This window comes from Enterococcus sp. RTP21361st1_A6_RTP21361_211029, assembly GCF_040910045.1.
Taxonomy (GTDB): Bacteria; Bacillota; Bacilli; order Lactobacillales; family Enterococcaceae; genus Enterococcus_D; species Enterococcus_D gallinarum.
This window is the reverse complement of sequence record NZ_JBDGBK010000096.1, coordinates 1-13479: the sequence shown is the minus strand read 5'-3', so window position 1 is coordinate 13479 and position 13479 is coordinate 1. Positions and strand designations below refer to the sequence as shown.

Sequence of the window (13479 nt, the reverse complement as noted above, 5' to 3'; positions counted from 1 at the left end):
GTTTGGTTATCGCAACTTTTATAACTTTCGGGCACGGATCTATTTACAACAAGGTCTGATCTTTGAAAACTAAAAAATATGCGGCGCACAGAACGCGCCGCATATCGGACTAAGTTTTATTCAAATTTGTCTTCACCAACACGATTTGACGAAGAGCCTTTCATTTCTGACGGTTTTTTAGATAAAAAAGCTGAACCCTTGACTATCAAAGGTTCAGCCATCAATTCTTTATTCAGATTCTTCTTCCGCCATGAAGTTAAGTTCATTGACGATAATTGAAGATAGTTGACATTTCAATGATTTTTGAATAGAGCTAATCATTTTATTGATGATAATTCATCTTGATTTACTTTCTTATCGTATTCAAAAACGTATTCAAGTGGCGTGCTTTTGATAGGAAAATCATAAAACTTTTTTATCCGGAACTTTGTAAAGTAAAATTATAACTCACCATTTTTTTCTCTAAATTATTCACTTAGCAACGAAACCATATTATCTATTAAACAGAAAAATCTCCCGTATAGGGAGATTACTGGTGCACTGATTATCGGGTTCATTACACAAAACCTTTGCGGATCCCAAACCATAGGTAGAGGACAATCAATATCAACCTATCTGATATTTCATATTTATCATAATCCACAAATCTACTAGTGTCAACAATTATAATTCATATATGATAGGATTTGATTTTATCTTATCGAATACTGAAAGATCATCAATCACATAAGCTGTAACGAATGTTGCCTTCGAATCATTAATTTTCCTTATCACTACTACATAGCCATCAGGCGTTATAAGTGAAGCTCTATGACTAAAATCATGTCTTTTTCTCTTACTGTCCCAACCAGCATAAATCGTAACATTGGGATCCTTCAAAACTTCTTCAATCCAGTCAATCCGTTCAGCTCTTTCTAGTGAAAACAACGACTTATCTTTTGTTCGCCGATTACTATTTTTATAAAAAGCATGATCAAAACGCTCTGGATAAAAACGAACAGGTAATCCTTGGTGAGTCAGGATTGTCGAAGTGCAATATTTCTTTTCATAATGCATCCGATATTCATCCATAGTCTGTAGTTTCTTTAGTGGTCTATAGAATGCCATACAATCACCTCAACATTATCTTAAACACATTGAATTTTCTCTCCGAACCATATGTTGGTTGGATTGCATGATCTAAGTACTCTTCAATCAGTTCAATCAGTTCATTTTTTGCATCGCTAGAATAATCTGCATTATAATATTCGTTAAATACATAGCCTACGGCACCTATCAATAAATCAGCATACTGAACAAATACAGATTCTTTAGAATCAATGGATAAAACAGAGCTTACCTTTGCAAAGCTCGCATAATTTAAAATCCGTTCTAAATCTGGAATTCTTGAGCTCATTTTATTTTGTTTATTATCAAGATAAATTCTATAGGTTTCGTCCCAATCAAACCATTTGTAGAGCATAAAATAGTAAAATTTATAAAATCCTAATTCACCGTCTGACTGATGATATTTTTCTAAATCAACTGCGCTAGAATCCACAACAATACATCGGAATCGAATATGTTTATTTTGAAAAAAATAATCAATTAGTTCCTTGTAAAATTCAATTTTAGAAGGACTCACCTTATTCCATTTAAATTCACCGTGCACATTGTAAGTTTTTTTTAGATATTTTATTTTATTTTTTATTTTTTTTCGTTCACTAGACGGGAACCAAATACCGCCAATAACCATATATTGATCGACTGATTCATCACCAAATATAGTTTCTGGGCGACTTTCGTCACAATAGACCTCTATCATAGTTAGACCCCTCCTTCATTTTCTATTCATCCTTAAGCTACAATAATTCCCGAGTATATTCAATAAGCTAGTATACAACAGACTAACTGTAACATCCAAGTATACCCTAACGTTACACATATCAATCATTATTATACCAGTATTTCTTCGTGACACATAAGGGTGTACCATAATAATTTTAAACGAAATGACTACAAGTAGTCATTGAAGCAAATCTTCATAAGACACCTGCAGAACATCCCTAATAGCTCTCAATTGATCCAACTTAATGTGTTGGCGGCCGCCTTCGATCTTAACCAATGTTTCCCTAGTTATAGCGATTTTCTTGAGCTGTAGGTCTCTAATCAGCTCGGTCTGACCAATTCCTTTTTCTAATCGGATTCGTCTAATATTGCTACCGATTACATTTTCTCTATCATTAATTCTTTCCTCTTTCAAGAATAGCACACCTTTTGGACTAAAATTAGTCCTTTTTCTTATTAATATTAAAGATTTGGTATGCTACAATGGGACTAGTATTAGTCCACGTACGATTTTAAGGAGGAATTTTTTTGAAGAAATTTGCAATCATTCTAACCTACGCTTTACTCATCGGAACTATAAGCGGGTGTAACACTTCTGACACAAGTTCTACAAGTACAGAAACTAGTACAACAACCTCAGAAAAAAATTACCCAATACATTTTTTTCCGGTTCCAGATGGATTTGAAGCTTATTATCATGATAAAAAACTAGATGTTCCTTTATCAGAAACTGAATCTACTGAAAAGATTTTGCCAATTGAAATTGAAAGAAATCAAGACGATATTAAACTAAAAGCTGATCTTCCCTTACTGAACAGCACACAAATTGATAGACATGAAAATATCAAAGTTAATATTGAAAAAGGAGCGTTAGCACAACTTTATACTAAAAAAGTTGAACAATTTTTTGAGGCTGGTGCCAATAAAGACTTTTCAAAAATAAGCGATTATTCGGATAATTTTTTTAATGAAACCCAAGATGAAATCACGAACTCAACTTTGATGGCTGAAGATATGTACAATATGACGTTAAAAAAAATAAAAGCTTACGACCATCCATTAAATCTGACACTAAATAATGGATTACTCTCTTTTGTATTAGCAGGTTACGTTGACTATGAATATTCACCAGATTATTTGGAGACACCTCTTCAACACGAGAACAATGATATTAATTTTAGATTTGTCTACGAGTCAAAAAGTAAAACATGGTTAGTTGATCAATTAAGCACTATAAACACATGCTTCCATGAATTACCTAAACCTGAAAATGAAGCTGATATGGTCATTAAAATCTTCTAAAAAAAGAAGCGTTGAAAAAATTAAATTTTCTTCAACGCTTCTTTTATTGATTCAATTTGCAATATTACTTGAATGTATAATCTGATTTCTAAATAGTCAAAAAACTTCTTGTGGCAGATAATAGAATGAAAATAATGATTCTATATGGCTATAATACGTATTCATCATGATAGTTCTTATTCACTACAAACTAAAACAAGCTTCACTATACTCAAGTAGTAAACATTGGTTAGAATAGATTTACAAAAGGACACCGATGGAACTTCAAATCACTCTACATATATTTAGGCACACCCACTGTAGCTTATTGTTTGAAAGTGGGGCTTTAATAAAAGAAGTACAAAAACGTTTAGGTTTTAAAAATATTAAATCTACTATGAATATCTATGCTAACGTCACACCACAATTCGTTAAGAAAACTGGGAATAAAAAATTCGAGGTACTACAATATCAACGTTTCGAGCAAAGATTTAATTCTTAACAAACTGACTCTTCCAGCAGAAAGTTAGCTTTTCTTAGTGGCTCTAACAGGTGCTCAACGTTGATATAACAGTATTTATTTTTATAATGAATAATTCTGTATCTCGCTAATTTTTGACAATTGTAGTTAGTTTTAATTAAAAAGCACGGATATTTTTTAAAATTTTTAATAACAAGTTTTCTATTGCGAGATACAATAAATACTTGATATTCTCCATTTATTATAGGTTTTATCGATCATAATATCCATGTTTGTTGTCTTGCTCAAAATAGATGTACTGATTACCTTCTTTGACAAAATAATAATGGGAATCATGGTATTGATTTAGTCCAATCTTATCATAATAACAAAACCAAACAATTGTGTATTCATTTTTCAAACAAAACTCATCGATAAAATCCTTTTTTACTAATAGTACTCTCTCTCCACCAATAAATCTTCCATCAAAACAAACACATTCATTCTTATCATTTTTCCATTTATAGTCTGAATCCATTTTCAACTGTCCAAAATCTACCAAAATTTTGCTTGGCATTAGTAAAGAAAGAGACTCATTAGTTTTATCCTCATCTAGTGAAGTATATTGATCAGCTTTTTCCCACCCATAGCAATGACTTGAATGTATATATACTTTTTTATCGTACTCACTTCTCTCTTTTTCCCAGTTAATATATGCTTCATGCCAATAATATTCTCTTAAAAAAATATTGTAAGTAGTTGGTGAAGAGACATTACCAATATCATTCATGGCTTCTTGATGAAGTTTTTTTAATTCAGATTTTTTAACAAATACTGCTCTTCCCATTATTGTTAGATTTTCAGTTTTATCCTGTGTAAAACCTTGAGAACCATCCTTTTGTCTTCTATCATCATTATAAAACGACAAAGCATAGTATTCTTCAGATTCAAATTCTGTTGATATATAATAACGAAGCATTTTTACATCTATATTTTCTTTCATCCAAATATCAGTTAAATAATCGGGTAAAGAAAAATCAAATATTCTTTTTTTGGATAATGGAGGTGTTTCATCTGTTACTGATACGTCTATGTTTCGTATATACGAGTCACTAACAGTCCATTTTTTTTGATAATCCCTTTCTATATTTATTATATGGTCATTTTCGTCCAGCTCCTCTTCATATTCATATAATCCTGAAAAATCTTTATTTGTAATTGCAGAAATCCACAACTCATCCTTGTGTTTTATATATTGATTATATTCATCATCAAAAGTGACTTTAAGATTATAAGGAATAAAATTATCTGAGATATTTGCTAATATCTCATAAAAAGCAATCCACTGATATTTTTTCCCAATTCGTTCTTCTTTATTTGAAAATCTATCAAAGTAACGACCATCCAGAGTATCAAATTCAGAAAACAACTCCGGAGAATAGCCAAGATCTAAGCATAATTTAACAACGATATTACTCAAATCTTGTATATCAAATTGTTCTTCCCAAGGAGAAAGAGCTGATTGAAAAGTGTATCTACCAAAATCGCCATACATTCCATTAGCTCTTCCAAAATTTGTCATCATTGAACGTGTGATACTGCTAAAACCAGAATGTTTTTCATATATTTTTTTTAACTCTAAAATATGTTCATCAGTCACTTCTTCGTATTCCCAAATACCTTCATATTTGGGAAATACTTTAGATAAATCTACTTTTTCGTTTAATGCATTATGATGGATAGCATAATTAATTATTTGACGCCCATAATCCCTCGCTAACACATTGGGAATCAAATCTTCAACATCGAAAAATGAATCATAAACCTGTTTTGATACTTCTTCGATTTTCTTAGGATCATTTAAATTAATTGTTGCTCCGTATATAGCAGCCATAGCACGCTCTACAACGTATCGATCTTTTACATTTACAAAGCTCGAAATGAAAAACTTTATCAATTCTGAATCAAAATTTAATATTTTAACAATTGCAAGAGTTGCCTGATCCCTGTAATATCTATTAGTACTTGAAAGTATCCATCCTAATTGAAGTAATATTAACTCAGCATCTTTTTTATTTGTATATTCGTAAAATTCTCTATACCATTTTGTAAACTGACCAACAAAAGTTCTATAATACTTTGATATATTCATGGTCCAAACTAAATCAATTTCTTGCTGATTTTTTTTCAATAAAAAATTGTGCAACCATCTAGAATTGATAGGAGAATTGTGATTTATTGATAACTGAAATTGAGATGTTACAAAATACATCATTAACTCATTTATCATAGATACATCAGTTTCAATAAATTTTACCAGTTCAAATGAAATTGCACTTGAATTTCTATAAGGAAAACTATCAAAAATAATTTCAAACATTAAATAACTCATTCCTAATTTAGGAAAATACGAAAATATTTCTTTTTTTTCATGATTTGCAATGAGGGTGGAAAGCATAATCAATACTCCATAATTATTGCGTAAGGCTAAATCATCTTTAAAATATGAAGCTAATTCTGGAACGCTTTCCAAATCTACAATTTTTTTAGTTCTTATATATTTTTGATAAATATAATCTGCAATAAAAAAATCACTGAATTTTTCAAATTGGAAATCTAAAAAGATTTTTTCTTCGCCTGCTTCAATAACTTGTAGTAGTCCCTCATTAATTAATTCCTTAAGTAAAATACCGGGACTATCAATAGCTAGTTTATGTCCAACAGTTATTAATTTGTCGTACACGGTGTTATATTCTAGCATTGACCATTTACTTTCAATTTTTAATTCTGAAATAGACAGTATTAATTCATTTAATATACCTCTTTTAGGATCGAAGTTCATTCGGTCTTTTGCAGATAGATTCAACTCTAACTTATTTAGATAATGTTTCATAATGGTTTCTATTGAAAAATTTGAAGTAAATTGCTTTATATTTGAATCTATGAGCAACTGGCATACCATTTTTAAAAACAACGGATTATTATATTCCTCATTAAAAGAGGGTACGGTAGGATACGCCAGTTTATAGTATTGGCAAAATGCTTTAATTGAATCATTAACCGTCCCTTCCAGACCAGTATGCTTCAACTTACTAAAATTTAATTTATTAAAATCTTCTGGAAGAATAGTCATTTCATATTCAGTTCTAATAGATAAAACAATCCCTATATTTGGGTATTCTTGAATTTCTTTTATGAAGCCTATTAGACGCTCTTTCCACAAAGTTAAACCTGCGCCTTCATTTAAAGCATCTATAAAAATTATTGATCGGTTTCCAGTCTCTACGCTTTTTCTCTCAAGCTCCTCCAAAACCGACTTGAAAGAAGAATTAGGAATTCTTAAAGATTCCATAATTTGACTGACAGGATCAGCATTTTTATAAAAATAAGACCCTAAGAATAAAAAAGTTGAATGCCCTCTTCCAGTAAATTTCTTAGCATAATCAGCTAACAAATGACTTTTCCCAATTCCTGCTTTCCCCGTAACTAATAAATAAGGTTGGACTATTTCAATGCCTGATCCATATTCAATCAGCTGCTTGCTCAATATCTCAAAGGAATCTGTCTGGAATTCGATTTCCATTTTACTTCCCAAATCGGTTTCTTCAAGGAAGCCGAGAGAATACCTGTTCTTGATAGAATTGTATGTCTCCCCTTTTTCAGCTCTAAGAATTACATTATATAGTTTTTTATATGAAAGCATTTGTTTTAATATTTGTTCCAAAGAGCCATCATGGCTTTGACAGAGCTCTTCTTCTATGCAAATGCTTTTAATCCGATCCACACGAAAATTCCTATATTCATTTCTTAGCCTGCAAAACCGATTAAGTACCAGTTCTGTTCATAAAACCCCAGTGATATAGGCTCTATCATTCTGCTTTCCGGTTCTTGCCCTCCTGATGCAGGATATTGAATTGATATTACCCTTTTATTGCAGATTGCAGTCTGAATTGCTGCAATAACGTTATCCGCCAATGTATTTTTCTGTCCAGATGTGCTGTACACGTTAATACTGTTCTCCAACTCCTGTGCATAGTTTTTTTCACCATGCTTCAAAATAGATTTGATTTTATACATAGCTGAATCAAAATCCTTTATAAATGATTCATCTCCATGGCAATTTAAAAATTTCCCTGCTGTAATCAATGCACCCACTTCCGCCGCTGTAAACATTACCGGCGGAAGTAGGAAGCCCTCTACAAGAAAATATCCTTTTCCGGCCTCAGATCCAATTGGTATTCCGGCTTCTTCAAGTGTCCGGATATCTCTGTAAACTGTCCTTAAGCTTATATTAAATCGCTGTGCAATTTCTTTGGCAGGAATTATTTTTTTTGATTGCAGCTGAATAAGAATAGAGGTTACTCTGTTAATCCTGTTCAAATTTTATTCCTCCTCTGTGACTTCCATAAAAAGTATATCCTATGCGTTCTTAAGCTAGCTGCTGTTAGTGCTTCTCATTGCACCCTGGTTATAAAAGCCATACTCACAAACCTCTTCACCAAAACTCTTTACATCTCTAATATAGAACTCTATCTAGCGAACTTTTAGAAAAGATATAAAACATCAGAGTATGGACAGTTGCGGATGTACTTCAGAAAAGATTAGATGTCTAAAAAGCTTGTAGTTAAAGCTTTTTAGACATCTAAATCTAGGTACTAAAACAATTCATCCAGTAAAATATAATATTTTATTTTCTCCCAATCAGGCTTGATCCCCAGTAAGTCAAAAAATAGCTCGACATACTGTTCTTCCCCGATATCCTCCCTGATCGACCGGACGCAGAAGGCAATGTCATACCACTTGTCCGCCCTGCCGCTTCTCCCAAGATCAATAAAGCCACTTACTTTGCCATCTTTCACAAAGATGTTGCTGTCTCCCAGGTCGCCGTGGGAAAAGACAAGTTCCTCTTCGGGCTTTTCCGTCTTTAAAAAATCATACAGCTCGCGCGGATCTTTAAATGGAGTGTCTTCTTCCCAGTTTTCGCAATCCACATCGGCCAGATCGTTATTCAGTAAGTAATCCAATTCGGCTAAGCGGCTGTCTAAGCTATTCGTATAGGGACAATCCGATATGTCGATGGAGTGAAAGAGCCTGATGCACTCCGCATACAGCTCGATAATCTTTTCAGGGCTTTGTTCATCTTCATACTCTTCCGAGCAAAGGACGCCATCGGCCTCACTCATGAGCAGATTGCTCCAGCCATCATGCCGTTCAAAGTGCAGGACCTTTGGAACAGGCAGCTTTCCTTCCAGCCATAGCATCATGTCCTTTTCCCGTTCCACATCATAGGTGGTCCCTTTATACCGGCTGTCCGTCATTTTTAAATATAGGTTTTCATTTTCTCCCACCAGCTTATATACCTTAGCAGGAGACATTCCTTCCGTATCTTTTACGCAGCGGTATTTTTCGATCAGTTTTTTCAATTCCGGTGATATTCTCATTTTAGCCATTTATTATTTCCTTCCTCTTTTCTACAGTATTTAAAGATACCCCAAGAAGCTAATTATAACAAGACGAACTCCAATTCACTGTTCCTTGCATTCTAAAACCTTAAATACCAGAAAACAGCTTTTTCAAAGTTGTTTTCAAAGTTGGCGTATAACATAGTATCGACGGAGCCGATTTTGAAACCACAATTATGATAGAATTTACAAGCTATAAGGTTATTGTCCTGGGTTTCAAGCATTAGTCCATGCAAGTTTTTATGCTTTGCCCATTCTATAGATATATTGATAAGCGCGCTGCCTATGCCTTGCCCCCTGAAATCCTTACATACGGCGATATCTTCTATATAAGCGTACCGGTTCCAATTTTTTCGCAGTTTAACTTTTCCGACGCATTTATCGTCTTGGTAGTAAAGATATATTATCTTATCAGTATTGTCAATATATTCAAGGCAATCTGCCTCCTCATCCTCTTCATCCTCTTCGTCTTGGTAGCTTTTTAAATATGGCGCTTCATAGAGTAATTCTGTAAAGGTCCAATTCTCGTTTTCATACCTCGGTATAATCTTACCTATCACCTCAAATGGTTCGCTGGGTTTATCGATATCTTTCAGGTGCCCTGCTTTCATTTCTGTAATCACTGTTCCCGCCTCTCTTCTATATCAGCGGCATATGTGCTATCCAGGCAGCCGGTTTTACCAGTGTATTTTTTATACATGTCCCTGGTATATTTTGTTATATTCCTATCATACTCCGGATAGGCATAATGAAGCCTTTCCGCCACCTCACCGGATACCGCCCTGAACAATTGATGGCATAGAAATAATGCTTCCCATATGTTTTCATAGGAATCCATCCGGTAGGTGGACAAAAGTTTCTCCCACAAATCCTCGGATATATACCTTTCAATAAACTTATAGTTCTTGCCTACACTTAATTTAAAGCCTGTTTCGATGCCGACCTTCCATGATATCATTCTCAGCAGCTCATGGCGAACAATCTGATTAAAATGATCAATAGCAAATAAAATTTCCTTACGGCACAATCCTTTAATAACATAAGGTGTTACATTCCAAAATTCATTGCAGCAATCATCATACTCCCTTGCGCTTGGCTTTCTTACATGATAATCTATATCAGTCGGAACTATGTCCCTTTTAATTCTACAATCTTTATCAATTAGAACCTTTATTAATTTATCGCCCTTTAGGTAATTATCTAACTCTTCCAAGGGCAATAAGGTAAGATCAATTTTATTGTAATCATCAAATAGCATAAGATAGGAAAATCCCTTTTCTTCAGGTGGGAATAATTCCATATCCTCCGGCTTTTGCATCATTATTATATTCCCAAATTGATTAAGCCAGTCATCATTAGATATAAACGGTTCTATATCACTTACAAAATATGTAATATCATAATCCTGAAATTCATCTTTAGGTATATTAATATTTGCGCGTGACCCCTCAAGGGTCACAATTCGAATACGTTCATCCTGTTCTGCTAAAGAAAGTACTAAATCCATCATTTCTTTTTCTGATCTCATTTACATACTCCTCGTTTATTTTTTCTATATTATTACATCTTCTTTTTTGCCGATACAATCAGCATCATTGGGCGTCGCATTTCATCCGCCATCCCCGGAATATCCATCATGTTCTCTGGCGGCTGTGGCTCCACAATCTGATTTATTATAAAACTATTTGAAAGCAGTGTATTTAGATATGTGGTCAGTGTTCTATGATATTTTGTAACCTTTTCTTCCAAAAACATAGCTGTCCGTTTGCCCTCATAATAATAATTGTCCACCGGGAAATGCAGTATTTCTCCTTTTTCGTTATAATACCAGTCTTGTGTTCCATGAGCAGTAAAAACAGGATGTTCAACTGTAAAAACTAAATTGCCACCAGCCTTCAGCATCCTATATATCTTTTTTATTAAATTCTCATAGTCTGCTACATAATGAAACGCAAGCGAACTTAGTATTACATCAAAGCTCTCCTCTGGGAAATCCACATCTTCTATGGCACAGCATTCATATTCAATCTGTGGAAAATGGGTTTTTCCTTTTGCTACTTCGAGCATTTTATGAGAAATATCAACACCTACTACAGAGGAAGCACCGTTTTCCATCGCATATATACAGTGCCATCCATAGCCGCATCCTAAATCAAGCACACGCTTACCCTTAAAATCAGGTAGCATCTTTTTCAAAGTCTCCCATTCTCCCGCACCAGCCAGTCCTTTCTGCGAGCGACTCATTTGACTGTATTTTTGAAAAAATATATTATCATCATATTTGTTTTCTTTCATCTGAACTCTCCTCGTTTAAAAAGTTATTTATCTCCGATACAATTTCATTCACTTCATTATAAAGCTTCTCGGTCATGTCGTAGCATTCAAAAAGTGAGATACCGAGTACTTCAAAAATATGATTTACCTTCTCGGTATATTTTTCAGGTTTATGTTCAAAAGTTTCAAGCAGTTTTATAGCTTTCTTTTCGTTGATACAATAAGCATTATTACATGCAAATAACACTTGATTTAAACATGAAACTATACGAAAAACATGACCCGCAATATAATATTTATCGTCTGTTCCCGAATTTGCTTTTACAAACATTAAAGAGAACCCTGCTTCAAACATAAAAAAGTTAACTAAACTTTTCTGCAAAGCATTGGGATAAGTTTCTGCCTGTTTTTTTAATTCGCATAAGCTTTCATTCTTAGCATATAGTATTTTGCTAATCGCTAATTCTCCTCGATACATTGCACTAATATAACCATGGGGATGCCCAGTCTGATAATTGGCAGTAACAATTCCGTGCTCTGTATCTTTCATTATTTGTTCCACACGTTTAATATCACGTAAAATTAAATCCACATGATACCCGTTTATGACTAACCATCCGCCGCCATTAATCCAATCACCCCATGCTCCGGGAGGTACAACAAGGTTATTTCTATGCTCATCATCCAGCTTTGTAGCGAATTGATTAATAGTATTTATGTCAAATGATTCTGAATTGTAATAGATGCCGATATCTATATCCGAATCCTCTGTATGGGTGCCCCTTGCACGTGAACCACCTAAAACAATACCTTCTATATAAGACAGAGAGGATAATTTCTCTGCTACTGATTTAATAATATTATCTACCATCAAGCATGCTCCTTTTATCGATTCACTGCTGTAAAAATTCCAAGCCAAATCTTTTGCTTCTACTCAACATATTTATAATTTTTTTAATTTCACAAAAGATAGTTAAAACTTATCAATTGTCTTTTTATACCTCTGCTGATTAGATGAAGTCTTTTCAATAGCCTTTAAATTACCATTCATTTTGCTAACATGGTTTAAAAATAACGTTCCAAGCAGAAGTCGATCCTTTCTGGGTATCCTATTCCCCACATATCCCTTGAATAAATCTTTAACAAGAAAAACTTCGCCATCATTTAGATTTTCAGTTTCTCTAATAGCTTCTTCCAATAGCTCATTTACATCAATCATGTTGTCCACTCCTTATTAATAATGGGTCAGCCCCCTTCTACTGTTTCGGTTTGGTCAATCGCTTCAATTAATTGATTTTCCTTTTCTTCCAAAGATTGACGAATCCTTTCAATCTCTTCTATAGAAAGTTCATCCTTTAAATCATCTATTAACTCAGGTAAGATTTTTGTTTCCACCATTTGTTGGTAGTTTTCAAGGGCTTTTTGATCAAGGCTATCCTTATACTTTAAAATACTTTTTTTCCAAACGAAAGAGTATTTATTCGCATCCGCTTCAATTTTTGTACCATCAATGTATAGAGCACTGCCACTGATTAAGCCACTTTGAACCAGTAGCTCACGAAATTGAACAAATGAATGATCTAGAATATCGTTCATAATCGGATGAACGCGAAAACGATTAATAGTACGAAAGTTAGGGAATTGCTCTTGAGATAAGTAGCGCATCCGAATACTATCTATCAGCATATTTTGTATTTGGCGGCCCGAATAAACCCCTTGAATATAGGCACAAAGAATAATGGAAAGTAGCATACGAGGATGATATTGGGGTCTACCCATAGATTGATAATAAGGAAGAAAGACTTCATCGGGAATAGAGTCAACAAACTGCACAATGGCATGAGCAAAATCATTTTCTTCTAATTTAATTTCAAGATCTATAGGCAAACAAAGTTGGTTTATGGTATAATTTTGATACATGATAAAGCACCTCTCTCAAATGGATTAATCACCTATATTATAGCAGAGTGTGCTTTATTTTTGTATTCACTTTCAAAAGATAAATAGAGGTCTTTCCACTACTATCTAAATGGAAAGACCTCTATTTTTCATATAGGAGCTACTTTTGGGTCAGCCCCATGTTTATTTTGAAAAAGAGATAAAATCAATATATCCCTTTTCCCCAATTTTTACAACGGCATTGTAGGGCTTTTTCTCTTTGTTTTTGATTCCTTT

10 protein-coding genes and 5 pseudogenes are annotated in these 13479 nt (G+C 33.6%); 2 read left to right on the top strand and 13 right to left on the bottom strand.

Annotated features, from left to right (window positions below):
• Positions 1-663: 663 nt before the first annotated feature.
• The 3 genes from AB5Z52_RS13995 to AB5Z52_RS13985 form a co-directional block, all read right to left on the bottom strand.
• Positions 664-1056: a hypothetical protein gene (locus AB5Z52_RS13995; protein WP_161667433.1), complete on the bottom strand. Its 393-nt coding sequence runs from the start codon at positions 1054-1056 to the stop codon at positions 664-666.
• Positions 1057-1111: 55 nt separating this feature from the next.
• A complete protein-coding gene (locus AB5Z52_RS13990; RefSeq protein WP_010733550.1) occupies positions 1112-1804 on the bottom strand; it encodes a DUF3800 domain-containing protein in 693 nt (230 codons plus the stop codon).
• Positions 1805-2005: 201 nt separating this feature from the next.
• Complete coding sequence (locus AB5Z52_RS13985; RefSeq protein ID WP_047638989.1) at positions 2006-2251, bottom strand: helix-turn-helix domain-containing protein; 246 nt, start codon at positions 2249-2251, stop codon at positions 2006-2008.
• Between the two features lie 104 nt (positions 2252-2355).
• On the opposite strand from AB5Z52_RS13985, the gene AB5Z52_RS13980 reads away from it, so the two are divergent.
• Both AB5Z52_RS13980 and AB5Z52_RS13975 read left to right on the top strand, forming a co-directional pair.
• A complete protein-coding gene (locus AB5Z52_RS13980) occupies positions 2356-3129 on the top strand; it encodes a hypothetical protein (protein ID WP_010733551.1) in 774 nt (257 codons plus the stop codon).
• 122 nt (positions 3130-3251) lie between these two features.
• Positions 3252-3610 (top strand): annotated as a pseudogene (locus AB5Z52_RS13975) (tyrosine-type recombinase/integrase); the annotation flags it as partial.
• Positions 3611-7064: 3454 nt separating this feature from the next.
• Here the strand turns inward: AB5Z52_RS13975 and AB5Z52_RS13970 are convergent.
• The 10 genes and pseudogenes from AB5Z52_RS13970 to AB5Z52_RS13925 form a co-directional block, all read right to left on the bottom strand.
• Positions 7065-7741 (bottom strand): annotated as a pseudogene (locus AB5Z52_RS13970) (helix-turn-helix transcriptional regulator); the annotation flags it as partial.
• Between the two features lie 75 nt (positions 7742-7816).
• Positions 7817-7948: pseudogene (locus AB5Z52_RS13965) on the bottom strand (HTH domain-containing protein); the annotation flags it as partial.
• 275 nt (positions 7949-8223) lie between these two features.
• A complete protein-coding gene (aph(3')-IIIa, locus tag AB5Z52_RS13960; protein ID WP_001096887.1) occupies positions 8224-9018 on the bottom strand; it encodes an aminoglycoside O-phosphotransferase APH(3')-IIIa in 795 nt (264 codons plus the stop codon).
• A gap of 92 nt (positions 9019-9110) precedes the next feature.
• Positions 9111-9653 carry a streptothricin N-acetyltransferase Sat4 gene (sat4, locus tag AB5Z52_RS13955; protein WP_000627290.1) on the bottom strand — a complete coding sequence of 181 codons (543 nt, stop codon included), beginning with the start codon at positions 9651-9653 and terminating at the stop codon, positions 9111-9113.
• On the bottom strand, positions 9650-10558 hold the full coding sequence (locus tag AB5Z52_RS13950; RefSeq protein ID WP_001255866.1) for an aminoglycoside nucleotidyltransferase ANT(6)-Ia: 909 nt from the start codon (positions 10556-10558) through the stop codon (positions 9650-9652). The genes sat4 and AB5Z52_RS13950 overlap by 4 nt, the downstream gene beginning before the upstream one ends.
• A gap of 32 nt (positions 10559-10590) precedes the next feature.
• Entirely contained in the window at positions 10591-11325 is a 735-nt protein-coding gene (locus AB5Z52_RS13945) for a bifunctional 2-polyprenyl-6-hydroxyphenol methylase/3-demethylubiquinol 3-O-methyltransferase UbiG (protein WP_000662263.1), read from the bottom strand.
• Positions 11306-12175, bottom strand: a complete 870-nt coding sequence (locus tag AB5Z52_RS13940; protein ID WP_000228166.1) for a nucleotidyltransferase domain-containing protein — start codon at positions 12173-12175, stop codon at positions 11306-11308. The genes AB5Z52_RS13945 and AB5Z52_RS13940 overlap by 20 nt, the downstream gene beginning before the upstream one ends.
• A gap of 102 nt (positions 12176-12277) precedes the next feature.
• Positions 12278-12523: a single-stranded DNA-binding protein gene (locus AB5Z52_RS13935; protein WP_000567888.1), complete on the bottom strand. Its 246-nt coding sequence runs from the start codon at positions 12521-12523 to the stop codon at positions 12278-12280.
• A 35-nt stretch (positions 12524-12558) separates the two neighbouring features.
• A pseudogene (locus tag AB5Z52_RS13930) lies at positions 12559-13224 on the bottom strand (IS1182-like element IS1182 family transposase); the annotation flags it as partial.
• Between the two features lie 162 nt (positions 13225-13386).
• Positions 13387-13479, bottom strand: a pseudogene (locus AB5Z52_RS13925) (topoisomerase); the annotation flags it as partial.